Origin of the sequence: Limosilactobacillus balticus, from assembly GCF_014145615.1 — a bacterium.
GTDB classification, from domain to species: domain Bacteria; phylum Bacillota; class Bacilli; order Lactobacillales; family Lactobacillaceae; genus Limosilactobacillus; species Limosilactobacillus balticus.
The window spans coordinates 1-17,474 of sequence record NZ_JACIVH010000068.1; the positions used below are offsets into that span (position 1 = coordinate 1).

Sequence of the window (17,474 nt, forward strand, 5' to 3'; positions counted from 1 at the left end):
AAAGTAGTCAGAGCATTTTGGCTTGAGCAAAGCGAAAGCCAGCGTCTTGAGACGCCGGCTTTTATTATCGGCTTATAGCCGATGTGCAAACCACCCGTTTGACGGGTGGTTATGATTTAGCGTAATGACTTCAACCGTTCATCAATCATTGCTAAGACCGCATCAACGTTCTTAGGATCTTCAAGGTCATAACGCTCTAAATCAATTTTCATTTTTGGACTAGCATCGTAATCCTTGTACCATTGCTTGTAGGCACTCCACATCTTGTAATAGTAATCCTTTAACTCTGGATTAGTATCAATTTGCTCGTAATCCCGCCCGCGCTTTTTAATTCGGTATAAGATGGTTTCAAAATCTGTTTCAGAATAAACCATTAAATCTGGTGCGCGCTTAGGTAACTGTTGGAGGTCACTCATCATGTTGTCAAGAAGCTTTAAGTATACTTCTAATTCAGTATCAGTGATGTTCCCCTCGGCGTTATTTTCTCGCGTAAACAAGGCATCTTCGTAGATAGAACGGTCAAGCACGTTATTATCATCAGTAAGTGCTTGTTTAATCATTGAGAAACGCTTGTTTAAAAAATAAATTTGGAGTAAAAAGCCGTACTGTTTTGGATTTTTATAATACAGTGGTAAAACTGGATTTTCTCCGACTGGTTCAAAAAATGCTTTTGTATGTAAGTGTTCGGCAATCTTCCCAGTTAAAGTTGTTTTACCGACACCAATCATCCCTGCTGTAATAATCACCATAATGGCCCCTCTTTACTTTTTTGTCACAAAAAATATCTTACTACAAAATATTGTGGAATGACACACCCAATTTTACAATATTTGGTGGTTACCAGATTTAACTTATCGTGGTAAAAGTTATCACATCCACATTGTTAGCGATTATAATAAAAGTAGAGATGTGATTAAATTTTAAAAATCTAATCATGTGAAAAATTAATAGTAAGGATGTAACGATGAGAAAAGAAAGTGAAAGTGAGAATCGTGTTCAATTAACAATGGCAAAGCAGCAAGGAACATTGATTGAGGTTCATAACTTGCCTAATGATGATTATTTTAATGTCGGATTTGTTGTTGCCCTCGATCCAGTATTTTGTTTGATGATTAGCATTGACTGGGATGGTAAAATTAATGGATTAATTGCTATTCGGATCAAGAGCATTCTTTATACGGAACGCCATAGTGACTATTTAATGACGGTTTCTGAAAAAACTAAAGTTGCCCATGATCACAACTATTTTGATATTTGGCAAGTGCAAAAGTTTATTGATAACCATCCAAAAATTACCCAAGGAAACTTATTGTCAAACCTTCTCAATGATTCCTATGAGAACCGCCTTCCAGTTGTCATTGGCACTGAAAAGTATAAGGGGAGTGATGATTTTACAGGAATAATTATTGATCTCACGCCCATTAAAGTAACGATTCATTACTATAATGACCATGACCTATCCTCATTATGGGAATATGATATTTTGCGAGCAAAGATTGACTATCTCCGTGTTCGTGGTACTCAAATGGCAACCGGGAAACAGATTTTTAATGATATTTTTAACGAAATGTGATTGCAATATGAGTCGAGATAGTTTAAATTAGTTAAATATTATTAACTAGATAAAACTGTTTACTAAAGAGGTTGAACAGCCATGAAAAAGAAAATAACAATTCGTGATTTAGCAAAAGAAGCTGGTGTTTCTGTAACCACTGTTTCGCAAATTTTGAATAATAAAGGTGATCGATTCAGTACAGCAACTCAAGAACGAGTTTTGGCATTACGGGATAAGTATAAATACGTTCCTGATTTTAATGCTCGTAACTTAATTTTAAAGAGTGCTAAGACAATTGGGGTACTAGTTCCTAATATTGCCAATCCGTTTTTTGGTACTTTTGTTGAAGGGGTACAGAGTATTGCCCGTGAAGCAGAATTTATTCCGCTTGTCTTTAGTGCCAACCGTGATCCAAAGCTGGAAAAATATTACCTTTCCCAGATGATTGAACGATCAATTAGTGGATTAGTAATTGCTAGTGCGACGATGACTACCGAGACGATTAAAGAAGTCATTTCTTTTAATGAGATTCCTTATATTTTATTTGACCAGAATCATACGCAGGAAGGTGACCGGGTACAAACCAATGATTACCTTGGTGGTCAAATTGCGGCTAAGCACCTCATTGAACTTGGTCACAAACATATTGCCGTTCTTACTTCTGATAATCCTACTGAAAACTTAAATCACCGAATGAATGGATTTAAAAATATTATTAAAGAAAATAATCTAAGCCTCGATCCTATTCACGATGTTATTCGGGCACCCTTGACAAAGGATGGCGGATATAAAGCGGCAAAAGATGTTTTAGCAACTGGCGCCTCTGCTGTTTTTGCAGCAAATGATGAAATGGCAATTGGGTTGTTGCGAGGGTTACATGAATTAGACGTTAAGGTTCCCGAAGACATTTCTGTGATCGGTTATGATAACATCTACTGGGATGATTATGTTTATCCACGATTAACTACAGTGCAACAGCCTATTTTTGACCTCGGTGCGGGAGCTACTAAAATGCTCATTGAACAGATTAGTCATAGTAGTGCTGAAGCCCGTGTGCAAAACTTTCCAGTAAAATTAATTAAACGAGATAGTACAAGTTCCTATCGTCCAAAATAATATGGTATGATGATATTATCAATTAGATGCCAATTGTTTAAGGAGGAAATAAACAAATGACAAATCATGTAACAATTGTAGGTAGTTTAAATGTTGATACAACAATGAAGGTTAAGCGGATGCCATTACCTGGGGAAACAATTGCCGCTTTAAGTAAAACTAATGCTGCCGGGGGAAAAGGTGCAAACCAAGCTGTTGCTGCTGCACGTTCAGGCGCTGAAACAGCATTTGTTGGTCAAGTTGGTGATGACGCTGGTGGTAAGATGATGATCAATGACCTCAAGAATAACAACGTCGACACAACTGGGATCCATGTTGACGATCAAACAGGTACTGGATCTGCAGCCATCTTACTTGATGAAAGTGGCCAAAACAGTATCTTAGTATACGGAGGAGCAAACCAACAATTAAGCGTTAAGGAAGTTGAAGATGCTCGCGATCAAATTGCTGCCGCCGATTTTGTCATTGCCCAATTTGAAACACCACAAGAAGCTACTTTACGGGCATTCCAAATTGCAAAGGAAAATGGTGTAAAGACAATCTTGAATCCTGCTCCTGCTCATGAAATTAATCCTGACTTATTGAAGTTAACTGACTTAATCATTCCAAATGAAACAGAAAGTGCTGCTTTAACAGGAATTATTATTACAGACGAAACTTCAATGCTTATGTCAGCCGCTAAGTTTGCTCAAATGGGTGTCCGTAATTTAATTATTACTGTTGGAGCAAAGGGTGCCTTCTACTGTACTCAAGATGGTTACAACTTCATTCCTGCCTTTAAGGTTAATGCTGTTGATACTACTGCCGCTGGTGATACATTCATTGGTGCTCTTTCATCCCAATTAAAGCCTGATATGAGCAACATCGAAAAGGCAATTGTTTACGCTCAACGGGCAAGTTCATTAGCTGTTCAAAAGCTTGGTGCATTACCATCAATTCCTACTTATGACGAAGTAGTTGCTGCATCAAAGAATAACTAAGTTTAGTTAAATATAAATTAAAAATGGTGAGGCTGAGGAAAGCGAAAACTTTTCTCAGCTTTCTTAGTACTCTTGCACTTTACATGTTGATTTAGTAAACTGTTGGACAAATAATAATGGAGGTTTTCTTTGTGAAAGCAGAATTTATTCTTAAGGTGGTCATTCCGCCGTTTATCATCTTTGCGCTCTTAGTATGGTTGACTGCTGAAAATTATATTTCTGGTTGGGTGATGTACCTTCTCTGGGTAATTGGTTTCGTAGTTGCAAATATCATTGTGACAAAAATTTCTACCCGGTGGAGTATCCAACGAATGCGTGAGAAACGGGCAAAGGAAGAGAAAAATAATGATAAAAGTAATTAGACAGTGGACATCTAAGGTGATTTTAATTGCACTGATGCTAATTGCAATTGAAGTTCCCCCGATGGCAGTTAATTTTGCTTTACGTTATTCAAAAACCAATCAGCTTATCGTGGACGGATTTATGGCCTTATTCATCGGTTTAATGTTAGCGATTATTTGGTGGGCACACCGGACATATGAAGCTTATAACCAATTAGGGCAGCCGGCGGGAATAAAGGTTGGTTGGATTATCGGTGGGTACCTAGCGATTATTTTGGGAATGGATGTCCTTAGCTATCTCAACCAACTTATCTATCATCAAACTGAGACAGCAAACAATGCGGCCTTAGAAAGCATGCTTGGTCATAATGAAGTGATTACGATTGTATTTTGTTTTTCAGCAGTTGTCTTAAGTCCAATTGCTGAAGAATTTATTTTTCGTGGTACATTGACAAATATGTTTTTTAAGCGTGGTAACATCTGGCCTAAAGTTATCCTTTCAGGGATAGTATTCTCTACAGGTCATATGAGCACTAATCCCATTAGTTTCTTGATCTATGCTTATATGGGGATGGTTTTGGCATATGTTTATTTGCGAACGGACGACATTCGAAATTCGATTGCGATTCATATGATTAATAATGCGATTGCAATGTATGTCCTCTTGGTTCAAGTTATCTAAAGTTACTCCTTGAAATCGCTTACAATTAATGGTACATTATAAGTGTGGAAAGATTAGAGTAGTAAGATCCCCTATATCAATCCAGCACCGAAGAAATTAATAGTAGGCTAGAAGCAACATAAGTGTGACATGAAATCTTAGACTGAATATTTATGTAATAAGGTCACCAGGGTGCACTAGATTGATGATATAAATGCGACTTTGCGGAAGTTAGAATCAAAAATGAATTAATAATTAGTTCCCGAGCAAAGTAGCAGATTCTTTCCGCAATAAACAAAGAGGCTGGAAATCTTCCGGTCTCTTTGTTATTTTTAAATGGTAAAGAATTTAGGGAGGATAACACATGTTTTTATCAACTGAGGGGTTTCCTCAAGCCCACCGCATTTTAGGGATTGTTAACGCCACTAGTCATTTGGCAATGCCGACCGAAGCAATTGATTCATTTGAGTCCATGGACCAATTATTTAGTGATGTTCAAGAAAAATTAAAGCGGCGGGCTAGTGAAAAGGGTGCTGATGGTGTTGTTGGAGTTCGATTTACTACAGATGTTGCCAATATGCAGGTTGCACCCAAATTCTTGGTCTTAACCGCGTATGGAACAATGATTCAATTCGTTAAATAAGAACAAATTGAGGATTGCTAATAAAAATACTTGTAATTTTTGATGAGTTCGGTATACTTAATAATGTTACAAAATAGTTAGTGCCTCAGTGGCGGAACTGGCAGACGCGCAACGTTCAGGTCGTTGTATGGTTATCCATGTACAGGTTCGAATCCTGCCTGAGGCATCTGAAAAGCTCGGTAAACATTGATTTGCCGGGCTTTTTTCTTTATATTGAAATAAAACTGCAAGGGAAGGTCAAGATGAAAGCTTTATCAATTTATCCCGAATATGGAATGGAAATCTTAAATGGCACAAAAACAGAGGAATACCGGACATGGGCAACTAAGTATCGTGGTGACCTCTTAATTTGTAATAGTGCTAAGAAAACGCGTGGGGCTGTAGCTGGTCATGCGTTATGTGTTGCTAAGATCACTGGAATTGAGGAACGGGATGATGGTGAACAAAAATACTACGCATGGGTAATTGCGCCCTTTGAGGAGGGAGGCTCTTATTGGATTGAACCATTAAAAGTTAAGGGACAGTTAAAATTGTTTAACGTCGATGATCGTTTGATTAAACCTGCGCCATTTACTAACCCCTTGTCAAAAGCTGGTGAGCAATGGTACCAGGAAAAGATTGCTCCCTTAATCTATTAAGATATTTTCACCAACTAACTTATGCGTTATGATAGAAAATAAAAAATGAAGGGGCAATAGCTTATCGGAAAGATTAGAATTAACAACATGGCATTTAATACTTACAATGGTGTGTTTGCGGAAGAGAAAAAGCTTGGCCAAAAAATTGAGATTGACTGTGAGATGGACTATCCAATTGAAACGCTGGTTAGAACCGATGAATTAGATGAGACCGTCAGTTACGCTGATGTTTATGAAACAATTGCGGAGTTTGTTGCCCACCACAACTATAATTTGATTGAGAGCCTCGCTAATAACTTACTGCGCGAGCTTTTCAAGACATACCCGATGCTTGATGGGATCCGCCTTCGCATCCGTAAATATAGTGTGCCGATTGCCGGGATTTTTGATAATGTCGAAATTGAAGTAGCAGGGAGCAAGTAATTATGACTGAAGTATACCTAAGTGTTGGTAGTAATGTCGGCGATCGGTTAGCAAACCTTCAAAAAGCGATTCAGCTGTTAAATGTGCCACCTAAGATTGATATTACGGCGATTTCCTCCGTTTATGAAACAGAGCCGGTGGGTGGGGTGAAACAAGATTCTTTTTACAATATTGCAATTAAGATCGTAACCGTTTTAACGGCTCAGCAACTCCTCAACCACCTTCACAATATTGAGCAGGAGTTACATCGACGCCGGCTCATCCATTGGGGACCACGGACAATTGACCTTGATATTATTGATTTTGGTCATCAACATATTAAAACACCAACGTTAACGATTCCTCATCCAGAAATGGTTAACCGGCAGTTTGTTTTATTGCCAATGCGCGAAATTACTAATCAAAAAGATCCTTATTATCAACAATTGGATCACTTGTTAAATGAGACTCCAGATCATAATTGGCTTAGAAAGATATATGGACGAGAGGTGTTTTCATGGACCAACAAAAAATAGCAAAGGCTGTTAAAGATTTACTAATTGCAATCGGTGAAGATCCTAAACGAGAAGGATTAGCCGAAACACCCCAGCGCGTTGCCAAAATGTACCAAGAAGTTTTTTCCTCTCTTAATCATCAACCAGAAGAAATAGCTAATTATAAGGTTTTTCATGTTGATGATGTGCCGGAAATGGTATTAGTGCAGCACATACCTTTTTATTCAATGTGTGAACACCATTTACTGCCCTTTTTTGGATACGCGAATGTGGCTTATGTTCCCAAAGATAAGAAAGTTATTGGTCTCAGTAAGATTCCCCGGTTGTTAGATTTTGTAACGAAAAAACCGGGGATGCAAGAACGCGTTACAACAGACTTAGTCGCTGAGTTGCAGCGAATTCTTGATCCAGCCGGCGTTGCAGTAACTATCGCGGCTCGCCACCTTTGTATGGAAATGCGGGGCGTTAATAAGGCTGGTCAATTTACTTATACCGATAAGTTTACTGGTCAATTTAAGACTGACCGTGATTTGAAACAAGAATTTCTAAATCAAACGAGGAATTATCGTGCAGACCTATGAACAAATTAATGCGAGTCTTAACCGCCAAATGCTTGGGGGACAACAAGATCGGGTAAAATTTTTGCGACGAATTCTTACTCGTTTAGGAAATCCTGACCAGCGATTCAAAATTATCCATATTGCGGGGACAAACGGAAAAGGCTCGACTGGGACAATGTTAGAACAAGGGTTACAAAATGCTGGATACCAGGTCGGCTATTTTAGCAGTCCGGCGTTGGTAGATGATCGGGAGCAAATTAAGGTTAATGACCATTTGATTAGTAAAAAAGACTTTACGATCACTTACCAAAAGATCATCGAACACTTACCAGCTGATCTTTCGCCTGATGATATTACCATTTTTGAGTGGTGGACCTTGATAATGCTTCAATATTTTGCAGATCAAAAAGTTGATTGGGCAGTCATTGAATGCGGTTTAGGCGGTCAAGATGATGCAACCAATATTATCAGCGCACCTTTTATTACCGTGATAACCCATATTGCCCTTGACCATACGCGGATCTTAGGCTCAACGATTGCCCAAATTGCTCAGGCGAAAGCAGGAATTATCAAGACCGGGACTAAACAAGTATTTTTAGCACCACACCAAGAAAAAGACGCCCTCACAATTATTAAGGAAAAGGCTTATCAACAAAGAGTAGGGTTAACGCAAGCGGATGCCCAGTCAATCGTTGATGGGCAGGCGCCCCTGCAAGTTAATCATGAAATTTACAAAGTTCCTTTTAATTTATTGGGGACTTTCCAAAGTGAAAACCTGGGAACCGTTGTCAGTGTATTTGCCTTTCTTCGCCAGCAGGGCCTTGTTACATCTTGGCAACCTTTACTATCAACACTTGCGACGGTGAAGATTGCTGGCCGAATGCAGAAAATTGCGGATCATCCTCTTGTTATTCTGGACGGAGCACATAATCCTGATGCAGCTAAGCAACTTACCAAAACTATCTTTAAGCTCCCCCATAATAAAATAATTATGGTTCTTGGTTTTCTCGCTGATAAAAATATTAGGCAGATGGTTAAAATTTATCAGCAAATGGCAGACGAGATAATAATTACTACCCCTGATCATCCAACCCGTGCTCTCGCAGCAAGGAAGTTAAAATCAGTTCTGCCCCAAGCAATTATTGCTGATAATCCACGAAAAGGGTTAGTGGCGGCAAAAAAGATTGCGGAGCCGAATGATTTAATTGTCGTAACGGGTTCTTTTTATACGATTAAAGATATCGAGGCCGATTTAGATGAAAAATAATTTTATTATTGCAACCCATAATATTCATAAAATTAAAGAAATCGAAACCATTCTAAATTTTTACCACCAACACGGTGTGGGATACCGAAAAAAGTTGCCTCAACAAGCCTTTCCGCCTGAATCAACAGAGAGCTATGAAAAAAATGCAAAGGCTAAGGCCCTCTTTATCAGTCAACAGCTACCAGCAGCAAAAATAATTGCCGATGATTCCGGCTTAGAACTCTTAGCTTTTCCAGGAAGGTATGGGGTACAGACAGCGCGGGAATTGACGCAAGAAGTTCCCGATGGTGATTTAAATGATTACTTGATTCATTTAGTCGATGGTAAATCACGACAATTTATAATGAAAACAACGATTGCCCTGGCGATAAATAATCAAGTGGTTAAAATTGGTCACGGTCAATTGAAGGGAACGATTGCTCATACCGAACGCGGAGTCAATGCGACGGGCTTTGATCGGATCTTTATTCCAGCTGGCGAATCACAAACACTTGCCGAAATGGACCAGCCGACCCGCATTTCCTATTTACATCGTGCACGGGCTGTTAAGAACTTATTAGATCAATTAGGAGAAGCAAATGAAAGTTACTGAAAATTTAGTTACCAAAGACCATTCTAAATTAGTATCCGCAATCTTAGCTGACCAAGTTAATCGGCACCAGCAGCTTTTATTAACCTGGGATTGTCCAGATGTGGAGATGGCTGGGATGGTGGAGCAATTTATTCGTCATTTCGATATCCCTGTAGCTTGTGTTGAAAAACGCGTCGAATTTTCTTTGCCGCTCCTTTCCCTAAAAGAACTAATAGCGCGGGTGAAAGAACGGTGGAATAAAGACCAAGAATTAATTTCTTCACTCGATCAAATTTACCACCGTCACCAAATTACTTGGCGCGCAGGTCGGTTTACTTTTGACCTGACAGCCCACCCCGTGATTTATGGGATTTTAAATGTAACTCCTGACTCCTTTTATGATGGGGGCAAATTTCAATCTCACTCCGCTATGGCTAGCCAAATTGATAAGATGGTAGCAGCCGGTGCAAACGTAATTGAAGTTGGTGGTCAAACTACGAAACCGGGTGGCTTTAAGGAAGTTGATCCGGAAGAAGAAATTTCACGAATTATGCCGGCCATTCAGCTTCTTCGTGAAAACTATCCCCAGGTTGCTATCGCAGTTGATACATATAAACTCCCAGTAATGGCAGCGGCAATTAAGGCTGGGGTAGATATTATCAATGATGTGCAGGCGTTTAACTCAAAACAAAAACTAATTTTGATGGCTAAGGCAAATGTTGGAATGGTAACAATGCATAGTAGCCGAACTCATGACTACGATAATCTCACAGTAGCGATGCAGAAATTTTTTGAACATAATCTTGGGACAATAGCAGCTGCTGGGATTGATCTTGAACGGGTGATTTTAGACCAAGGAATTGGGTATGCCAAGGTGGCTGACGGTTACCAGGATTATGCGATGATGCGTAACATTGATCAGCTTAATTACCTCCATCGCCCGATTATGGTTGCGATCTCACGAAAGGGCTTTGGGCAAAAATTATTTAATCTAGCAAAAGAAGACCGTCTCGGCGTAACATTGATTGCTGAGACAGCAATGTATTTGCGAGGCGGTCGTGTTTTACGAGTTCATGATGTTGAGGAAACCAGTCAATTAGTGAAAATGATCGATACTATTGAAAATAGTTACTGGTTTAGATCCACCAACAGCCAATCCCCAAGGCAATGATAAGGGCAATAAAAAGTAAGGCTGTTAGATAGGGCTTGCCAAATGTTTCCCGTTTAAGGCGGAAAGCAGTTTCCATTAAGATATAGATTAAAATTAAAAAAATGATCCATACTAGGTTGCTCAAAAGCTGAGTTTTAAAATGAAGAAAGGTATGGACAATCGAAGCAGTTAATAAAAGGAAAAAGAATAAACGGCTTAGTTCAAGCCAGTTAGTCACTTTCCGTTCAATTTTGGCATGGAGACCAGTGGTAGTAGTGAAAATCAAAATAATGATTAGGACCGCCACTATTATTTTTAACATATGGGTAAACTCCTTTCGGCTTTGATTTTAGCATTAATGAAAGAAACTGACTATATGCATTTGACTTGAAAATATAATAAAAAAAGTGTATGGTACGTATATTGCTTGCGTAAAAATAAATAATATTTGAGGTGAAATCAAGTGGCAGATTTTGAAATTGGCGATATTGTAAAAGGAAAGAAATTCGGTCCCCTCGAACATGAATTTTCTGGTGTCGTTGAAAAGGTTTATACTAATTCAATTATGGTATCTATCCAAGATTTTGATCCGTCTGATAAAAGCGGGGTTAACGAATTAAATGGCCGCGCTGTTATTCGCCAAAAAGAAGCTAAGATGGTAAAGGCTGTTCCTCGTGAAGAAAAAAAGGATGACGAAGAAACAGCAGAAGATGCTAAATCTTCAAAAAAATCTTAAAAAAAGATGACAAATAATTAGAAGAGGTATATACTAACTAAGTGTTGAACTTAGTTAGTTAATGCGGGTATAGTTTAGTGGTAAAACTCAACCTTCCCAAGGTTGCGTCGCGAGTTCGATTCTCGTTACCCGCTCTTATAAAAAGCTGAGGCTAGGAGGAAATTTTATTTCTCCCAGCCTCAGCTTTTTTAGACTTCAATCTTAGCTAAAACCTGATGCATTGCTTCAGCAGATTGTTGCATCTTTTTAACTTCATCTGACGTTAACGGATATTCAACGACCTGGCCGATTCCTTGACTATTAATGATGGCAGGTGTTCCTAAGTACAGATCATTAATTCCATACTGTCCCTCAAGTGGAGCCGAAATTGGCAGGACAAGATTACGGTTTTCGATGATTGCCCGTGTAATATACGAGAGGCATTTAGCAATTCCGTAGAAAGTAGCCCCTTTATTGGTGATTATTTGACTGCCAGCTTCGTGAACTGCTTTTTCAATTTCGTTTTTATCAGTGTTTGAAAGGGCAGTAATAGTGTTGAGGGCTTTTCCGCTGACTGTGATTTCATTAAAAGCCGCAAAAGAAGTATCACCGTGTTCGCCAAGCATTAAGGCATCGATGACATTGACGGATAGGTGTAATTTCTTGCTTAAGAGGACCCGGAGCCGCATTGAATCAAGAGAAGTTCCGGTGCCGATGACGCGCTCTTTAGGGAAACCGCTGATTCGCTGCGCAATTGTTGTAAGGATATCAACGGGATTGCTTGAGATAACGAAAACGCCAGTGAACCCACTTTTGACAATTGGTTCAATAATTGATTTAAGAATCGTAGTGTTTTTATTAACTAGGTCTAACCGTGTTTCACCAGGTTTACGGGGAATCCCAGCTGTAATAACAACCACGTCAGCATCAGTAGCATCTTCATAGGTTCCCGCGTAAATCTTTACTGGGTTTGTCAGGGGTGTAATATCAGCAAGATCAGCAGCATCCCCAACTGCTTTTGACCTTGTTCGATCTACCAGTACCAATTCATCGACCTCATTTGTTGACTGCAATAATGAAAAGGCAAATGATGAGCCGACAGCCCCGTCGCCTATTAATACAACTTTGTGCCTATACGTATCAAGCATCAAAAATTCCTCCTAATGCAGCTCCTTTTGCGCATCCCAATGATTGATTGGCCCAAATTTATGACCAACCGTTAATGGATTTGCGATTGCTGCGTAAACGGCATCTTTAGCCTTTGTTACTGCTATTTTAACATTATTTCCCTTCGCAAGCTCGGCAGCGATAATTGCAGAGAAGCTATCACCAGTTCCATTCAACCGATCAGTCTTAACAAAAGGTTTTTTAAGCCAGAAGCTATCGCCGTCTTCAAGAAGAACAAAGTCATCAACAGTTGTTTGGCTATCATCATTATGCGCGCCTTTAATCACCACGTTTTTTGCCCCTAAGTCTTGAAGATGATGAGCTGCTTTAACCCGTTCTTCATCTGTGGTCATTTCAATGCCTGTTAATTTTTGTGCTTCATAGAAATTAGGGGTAATGACAGTTGCAAGGGGAATAATTCGTTCACGAAATAGTTCATAGGCTGATTGTTCAAGTAACATTGCACCGTGTTTAGTAATGATCACAGGGTCAACAACTAACGGACCAAAATGTTTAGGCGAATAGTTATCAGCAACGACATTAATTACATCCTCATTAGCAAGCATTCCAGTTTTGGCTGCTTTGATGTCAAAATCTTCGCTTAATACCTTAAACTGTTCGGCAATAAATTCTTGCGGCATTACTTGAGAAGAGGTGATCCCGTAAGAATTTCCGGAAACAGCGGCAGTTAAAATACCGTGACCATATACGCCATCCGCAAAAAAGGCATGAAGGTCAGCGGGCATTCCAGCACTCCCGTCCGAATCATGACCTGCAATTGTAACAGCTTGAATTGTAGGGTTTGTCATAAATAACTCATCAACCTTTCATTATTATTTAATGATAATAATTGTAACATATAATAAGTAAGAGAAAAGTAATAACTTAACCTCGTAGATCAGTCCTTGTTTTTAAATCTAAATTTGTTATAATGGTTGAGTATGAAAATAGGATTTGAGGAGTAGTAGCATTTTGAAATCTACAGCGACCCTTTGTTGATGAGAGTTAGGGGCTTTTCGATTTGTGAAGGCGTGCCTCAGATATTTCAATTAAATTAATGAATGAGTGGAATTCTAATTCAATTAGAGTGGTACCGCGGGTAAATCTCGTCTCTAGTAAGCGTAATGCTTATTAGGGGCGTTTTTTATAAGTATAAGGAGGAATATATATGAGCGATAAGCAACAAGTTGCAGCTGCATTGGCACAAGCATTGCCAGAGATGGATGTTAAAGAAATTGAAGCTAAGATTGAACGGCCAAAGGATTCTAGTAACGGGGATTATGCCTTCCCAACATTCTTTTTAGCTAAGACCTTACGTAAAGCACCGCAAATGATCGCAAGTGAATTAGTTGAAAAGGTTGACCAAGACGGTTTTGAAAAGGTAGTTGTTGCTGGTCCATATATCAACTTCTTCCTTGATAAAGCGCAAGTTGGTGCTAAGATTTTGCAAACGATCTTAGCAAATCCTGAACATTATGGTGAGATTGACCTTGGGCACGAAGCTAACGTTACGATTGATTATTCATCACCAAACATTGCTAAGCCTATGGGAATGGGGCACCTTCGTTCAACCATGATTGGTGAAGCCGTTGCTCGGATTCTTGAAAAAGTTAACTACAACTTAATTCGAATTGATTACCTTGGTGATTGGGGTACGCAATTTGGTAAGTTAATGGCGGCTTATGAGATGTGGGGAGACGAAGCAGAAGTTAAGAAGGATCCTATTAACACTTTGCTTAAGTACTATGTGCGGATCAATAACGAAGCTGACGAACATCCAGAATACACTGAAGCAGGTCGTAACTGGTTTGCTAAGCTTGAACATGGTGACGAAGAAGCATGGCGGCTTTGGCACTGGTTCCGTGAAGTTTCTCTTGAACGGTTCCAACGTGTTTACAAGATGCTAGATGTAAACTTCGACTCATTTAATGGTGAAGCTTTCTCTGCTCAAAAGATGGAAGAACCTATCCAATTGTTACGGGATAAGAACTTACTGAAGCCTAGTCGGGGTGCAGAAATTGTTGACCTTGATGAATATAACTTACCACCATTACTAATCATCAAGAGTAACGGAACGACAACTTACATCACTCGTGATTTGGCAACGGCGCTTTTCCGGAAACGGATGTATGGCCATGCTAAGTCCCTTTACGTTGTTGGTGCCGAACAAGAAACTTACTTTAAGCAATTACGTGCGGCCTTAAAGGAAATGGGCTTCAACTGGTGGGATCAAATTGAACACATCTCCTTTGGTTTAATGAACTTAAACGGTAAGAAGATGTCTACGCGGAAGGGTAATGTTGTTTCCCTTGAAGACGTATTGAACGATTCCATTGATTTAGCGCGGAAGCAAATTGCTGAAAAGAACCCTGACCTTGAAAACGCTGATGAAGTTGCTAAAGAAGTCGGTGTTGGTGCCGTTATCTTCCACGATTTAAAAAACTACCGTCGGAATGCTGTTAACTTCAAGCTTGAAGATGTTGTTAAGTTTGAAGGTGAAACTGGTCCTTATGTTCAATATGCTCGTGCTCGTGCGGAGAGTATCTTACGTAAGGGTGGCATCCGGGACTTTAGCGATGTTGACTTGACAAAGGCCGGTGCTGAAGCTTGGGAATTAATCAGCTTCCTTGGTCAATACAGCGAAGCAATCAAGCGGGCTGCATTAAACTACGATCCATCAGTAATCGCTAAGTATGCCCTTGAATTGGCTAAGAAATTTAACCAATACTACGCTCACACTCGGATTCTTGATAAGGATGAAGCTCAACCAGCACGGTTAGCTCTTACTCAAGCAGTTAGTGATGTGCTTAAATCAGCTCTTGATTTACTTGATATCAAGGCACCAGATGAAATGTAATCGTTACTGCAGCTAAATATTATTGTGAAGAGACTTGAGAGAATCAGTTTTTCTCCAGTCTCTTCTTTTAATTTCTGGTAAAGCTGACGGAGAAAATAGCTTACCATTTATCAAAATGTGATAAAATAATTGTCAGCTTTTTGAAATGAAAATGGAGATTTATTAATGAATCGTGAACCACAATCTAATTCAGATTTGAAAGAGCGAATCATAAAGTGGTTAAAAAAGACTTGGGCATCATTCCGAGTTTGGTTTAAACACTATTGGCAGCTCTTTGTTGCGATGCTGAAAAAATTCTGGCATCGTTATCAATTAACGCGATGGATCATTGTTATTTTTCTGGGAATTTTCTTAATTACCAGTATCCATTTGACGTTTGTTGCAAAAACTGCAGATGTTAAAAATCTTAAGAACCGGTTGCAGCGACCAACAATGATTTATGACCGTAGCAATCAATCGGCCGGGAGCCTCTATGCTCAAAAGGGAACTTATGTGGAACTAAAAGATATTTCCTCAAATGTTCCTAACGCGGTCCTCTCGACTGAAGATCGGAACTTCTATCATGAACACGGTTTTTCAGTCAAAGGGTTAGGTCGGGCTGGCTTCTTACTAGTGAAAAATAAACTTCTTCACCGGGATTATATCTCTGGTGGGGGTAGTACTTTAACACAACAACTGGTTAAGAATGCCTTCTTAACGCAACAACAGACTTTCTCTCGTAAGGCCCGGGAGATCTTTATTGCGGTTGAGGTAGAAAACCAATATAGCAAAAATGAAATTTTAACAATGTACCTCAATAATGCCTACTTTGGCCATGGGGTCTGGGGAGTTCAAGATGCGGCAAAGCGTTACTTCAATGAAAATGCCAGTCAGCTAACAGTACCCCAAGCAGCGACCCTGGCCGGAATGCTGACGTCACCTGGGATGTACGATCCGGTAGAACATCCGACAGCGACGAAGCAACGACGGAATATGGTTCTTCAGTTGATGGTGGAAAATCATAAATTAAGTCAAAGTGCGGCAGATCAATATAAGCAGACACCGTTGAATATTACCAACGGCTACGTGCCAAATGACAGTTATAAGTACCCGTACTTCTTTGATGCGGTCATTGCGGAAGCAGAGAGTCGCTATCATATTTCCGAAAAAGATATTATGAATAATGGTTATCGGATTTATACGACGCTGGATCAAGACCAACAACGAGCAATGCAGCAAACCTATGACGATGACGATAACTTCCCGCAGAACTCAGCTGATGGCACAATGGTTCAATCAGCTTCGATTGCGATGAATCCGAAAAATGGGGGAATTACCGCGGTCGTTGGGGGACGTGGGAAACATGTATTCCGTGGCTTTAACCGCTCTACGCAGATGCGGCGGCAGCCAGGGTCGACGATTAAACCGATTGTTGTATACACGCCCGCCCTAGAGCATGGATATTTCTATGATTCAACGCTTCAAGATAAGAAACAATCTTATGGAACTAATAATTACACGCCAAAGAACTACGATGATACCTATAGTGGGACAGTGCCGATGTATAAGGCCCTTTATGAGAGTCTTAACGCCCCAGCAGTCTGGTTATTAAATAAGATCGGGGTCAATCGTGGTTATGACATGGCAAAGAAATTTGGCTTACCAGTCGAAAAAGGTGATAAGAACCTTGCCTTAGCCCTCGGTGGAATGACGCGGGGAGTATCACCGCAACAAATGGCCCGTGCCTATGCAGTCTTTGCTAATGATGGGTTAATGCCATCCCCGCACTACATTACCAAGATTGAAGATGCCTCTGGAAAGGTGATCGCCAAAAATGATGGAAGCAAGAATAAGCGGATCATTTCAGGTAAGACAGCCAAAGAAATGACTAGTATGCTAATTGGCGTATTTGATCACGGAACTGGTAAAACGGCCAAACCAAGTGGCTATACGCTTGCTGGTAAGACTGGGACCACAAACTCAGGAGTAAAAGGCGATGATTCCAATGATCGTGATAAGTGGATCGTCGGTTATACGCCCGATGTAGTGGTTGCAACGTGGGAAGGCTATGATGATACAAATCAAAGCCATACCCTAAACGATATTTCTGAACGGAGCATTAACTACCTTTACAAGAATGAAATGAGTGCGATTTTGCCAAACACTGCTGGAACCAAATTCACGGTTGAAGATGCTCAAACACGGGCAAATGAAAAGACAAAGGGTTCCTCTAAAGGTTGGGGATCATTCCTCAAAGATGGAGGCGACTTTGTAAATAACTTCAACCAATCAGTAAATAACTTTGGTAATAAGGCGAGTCAATGGTGGAGTAATGTTCGATCGCTTTTCTAGGATAA

At 39.8% G+C, this 17,474-nt stretch carries 20 protein-coding genes and 2 tRNA genes; 18 read left to right on the plus strand and 4 right to left on the minus strand.

Annotated features, from left to right (window positions below):
* Positions 1-116: 116 nt before the first annotated feature.
* Positions 117-749, minus strand: coding sequence for a deoxynucleoside kinase (locus H5S10_RS06690; RefSeq protein WP_003664204.1), 633 nt, complete (start codon positions 747-749; stop codon positions 117-119).
* A 215-nt stretch (positions 750-964) separates the two neighbouring features.
* Between H5S10_RS06690 and H5S10_RS06695 the strand changes: the two genes are divergently transcribed.
* The 14 genes from H5S10_RS06695 to folP all read left to right on the plus strand — a co-directional run bounded on the left by H5S10_RS06695 (position 965) and on the right by folP (position 10,420).
* Entirely contained in the window at positions 965-1,573 is a 609-nt protein-coding gene (locus H5S10_RS06695; RefSeq protein ID WP_182589127.1) for a hypothetical protein, read from the plus strand.
* A gap of 81 nt (positions 1,574-1,654) precedes the next feature.
* Positions 1,655-2,671 (plus strand): ribose utilization transcriptional repressor RbsR, encoded by a 1,017-nt coding sequence (gene rbsR / locus H5S10_RS06700; RefSeq protein ID WP_182589128.1) that lies wholly within the window; start codon positions 1,655-1,657, stop codon positions 2,669-2,671.
* Between the two features lie 56 nt (positions 2,672-2,727).
* Positions 2,728-3,651 (plus strand): ribokinase, encoded by a 924-nt coding sequence (rbsK, locus tag H5S10_RS06705; RefSeq protein ID WP_182589129.1) that lies wholly within the window; start codon positions 2,728-2,730, stop codon positions 3,649-3,651.
* A 116-nt stretch (positions 3,652-3,767) separates the two neighbouring features.
* On the plus strand, positions 3,768-4,013 hold the full coding sequence (locus H5S10_RS06710; RefSeq protein ID WP_003668533.1) for a hypothetical protein: 246 nt from the start codon (positions 3,768-3,770) through the stop codon (positions 4,011-4,013).
* Positions 3,997-4,674 (plus strand): CPBP family intramembrane glutamic endopeptidase, encoded by a 678-nt coding sequence (locus H5S10_RS06715; RefSeq protein WP_182589130.1) that lies wholly within the window; start codon positions 3,997-3,999, stop codon positions 4,672-4,674. The genes H5S10_RS06710 and H5S10_RS06715 overlap by 17 nt, the downstream gene beginning before the upstream one ends.
* A 343-nt stretch (positions 4,675-5,017) precedes the next feature.
* On the plus strand, positions 5,018-5,296 hold the full coding sequence (locus tag H5S10_RS06720; protein WP_003664194.1) for a heavy metal-binding domain-containing protein: 279 nt from the start codon (positions 5,018-5,020) through the stop codon (positions 5,294-5,296).
* An 82-nt stretch (positions 5,297-5,378) separates the two neighbouring features.
* Positions 5,379-5,462, plus strand: a tRNA-Leu gene (locus H5S10_RS06725).
* 76 nt (positions 5,463-5,538) lie between these two features.
* Positions 5,539-5,934 carry an ASCH domain-containing protein gene (locus H5S10_RS06730; RefSeq protein WP_182589131.1) on the plus strand — a complete coding sequence of 132 codons (396 nt, stop codon included), beginning with the start codon at positions 5,539-5,541 and terminating at the stop codon, positions 5,932-5,934.
* A 63-nt stretch (positions 5,935-5,997) separates the two neighbouring features.
* The gene (gene folB / locus H5S10_RS06735; RefSeq protein WP_182586933.1) at positions 5,998-6,357 is read left to right on the plus strand and encodes a dihydroneopterin aldolase; all 360 of its coding nucleotides are present in this window, start codon (positions 5,998-6,000) and stop codon (positions 6,355-6,357) included.
* Positions 6,358-6,359: 2 nt separating this feature from the next.
* Positions 6,360-6,872, plus strand: coding sequence for a 2-amino-4-hydroxy-6-hydroxymethyldihydropteridine diphosphokinase (gene folK, locus H5S10_RS06740; protein WP_182589132.1), 513 nt, complete (start codon positions 6,360-6,362; stop codon positions 6,870-6,872).
* Complete coding sequence (folE, locus tag H5S10_RS06745; RefSeq protein WP_182586871.1) at positions 6,854-7,432, plus strand: GTP cyclohydrolase I FolE; 579 nt, start codon at positions 6,854-6,856, stop codon at positions 7,430-7,432. The genes folK and folE overlap by 19 nt, the downstream gene beginning before the upstream one ends.
* Positions 7,419-8,678 carry a bifunctional folylpolyglutamate synthase/dihydrofolate synthase gene (locus H5S10_RS06750; RefSeq protein ID WP_182589133.1) on the plus strand — a complete coding sequence of 420 codons (1,260 nt, stop codon included), beginning with the start codon at positions 7,419-7,421 and terminating at the stop codon, positions 8,676-8,678. Before folE ends, H5S10_RS06750 begins: the two co-directional genes overlap by 14 nt.
* Complete coding sequence (locus H5S10_RS06755) at positions 8,668-9,270, plus strand: non-canonical purine NTP pyrophosphatase (RefSeq protein WP_182589134.1); 603 nt, start codon at positions 8,668-8,670, stop codon at positions 9,268-9,270. Before H5S10_RS06750 ends, H5S10_RS06755 begins: the two co-directional genes overlap by 11 nt.
* On the plus strand, positions 9,257-10,420 hold the full coding sequence (gene folP, locus H5S10_RS06760) for a dihydropteroate synthase (protein ID WP_182586874.1): 1,164 nt from the start codon (positions 9,257-9,259) through the stop codon (positions 10,418-10,420). The genes H5S10_RS06755 and folP overlap by 14 nt, the downstream gene beginning before the upstream one ends.
* Here folP and H5S10_RS06765 read toward each other — a convergent pair.
* Positions 10,386-10,721, minus strand: a complete 336-nt coding sequence (locus H5S10_RS06765; protein ID WP_182586875.1) for a hypothetical protein — start codon at positions 10,719-10,721, stop codon at positions 10,386-10,388. The genes folP and H5S10_RS06765 overlap by 35 nt on opposite strands.
* A gap of 141 nt (positions 10,722-10,862) precedes the next feature.
* On the opposite strand from H5S10_RS06765, the gene H5S10_RS06770 reads away from it, so the two are divergent.
* Positions 10,863-11,135 carry a hypothetical protein gene (locus H5S10_RS06770; protein WP_003664174.1) on the plus strand — a complete coding sequence of 91 codons (273 nt, stop codon included), beginning with the start codon at positions 10,863-10,865 and terminating at the stop codon, positions 11,133-11,135.
* Between the two features lie 63 nt (positions 11,136-11,198).
* A tRNA-Gly gene (locus H5S10_RS06775) sits at positions 11,199-11,269 on the plus strand.
* Positions 11,270-11,323: 54 nt separating this feature from the next.
* Here the strand turns inward: H5S10_RS06775 and H5S10_RS06780 are convergent.
* Together H5S10_RS06780 and thiD are read right to left on the minus strand one after the other, a co-directional pair.
* Complete coding sequence (locus tag H5S10_RS06780; RefSeq protein ID WP_182589135.1) at positions 11,324-12,262, minus strand: L-lactate dehydrogenase; 939 nt, start codon at positions 12,260-12,262, stop codon at positions 11,324-11,326.
* A gap of 12 nt (positions 12,263-12,274) precedes the next feature.
* Positions 12,275-13,090, minus strand: a complete 816-nt coding sequence (thiD, locus tag H5S10_RS06785; protein ID WP_182589136.1) for a bifunctional hydroxymethylpyrimidine kinase/phosphomethylpyrimidine kinase — start codon at positions 13,088-13,090, stop codon at positions 12,275-12,277.
* A gap of 359 nt (positions 13,091-13,449) precedes the next feature.
* On the opposite strand from thiD, the gene argS reads away from it, so the two are divergent.
* Together argS and H5S10_RS06795 are read left to right on the plus strand one after the other, a co-directional pair.
* Positions 13,450-15,138: an arginine--tRNA ligase gene (gene argS / locus H5S10_RS06790; RefSeq protein WP_182589137.1), complete on the plus strand. Its 1,689-nt coding sequence runs from the start codon at positions 13,450-13,452 to the stop codon at positions 15,136-15,138.
* A gap of 165 nt (positions 15,139-15,303) precedes the next feature.
* Positions 15,304-17,469: a PBP1A family penicillin-binding protein gene (locus H5S10_RS06795; RefSeq protein WP_182589138.1), complete on the plus strand. Its 2,166-nt coding sequence runs from the start codon at positions 15,304-15,306 to the stop codon at positions 17,467-17,469.
* Positions 17,470-17,474 lie beyond the last annotated feature (5 nt).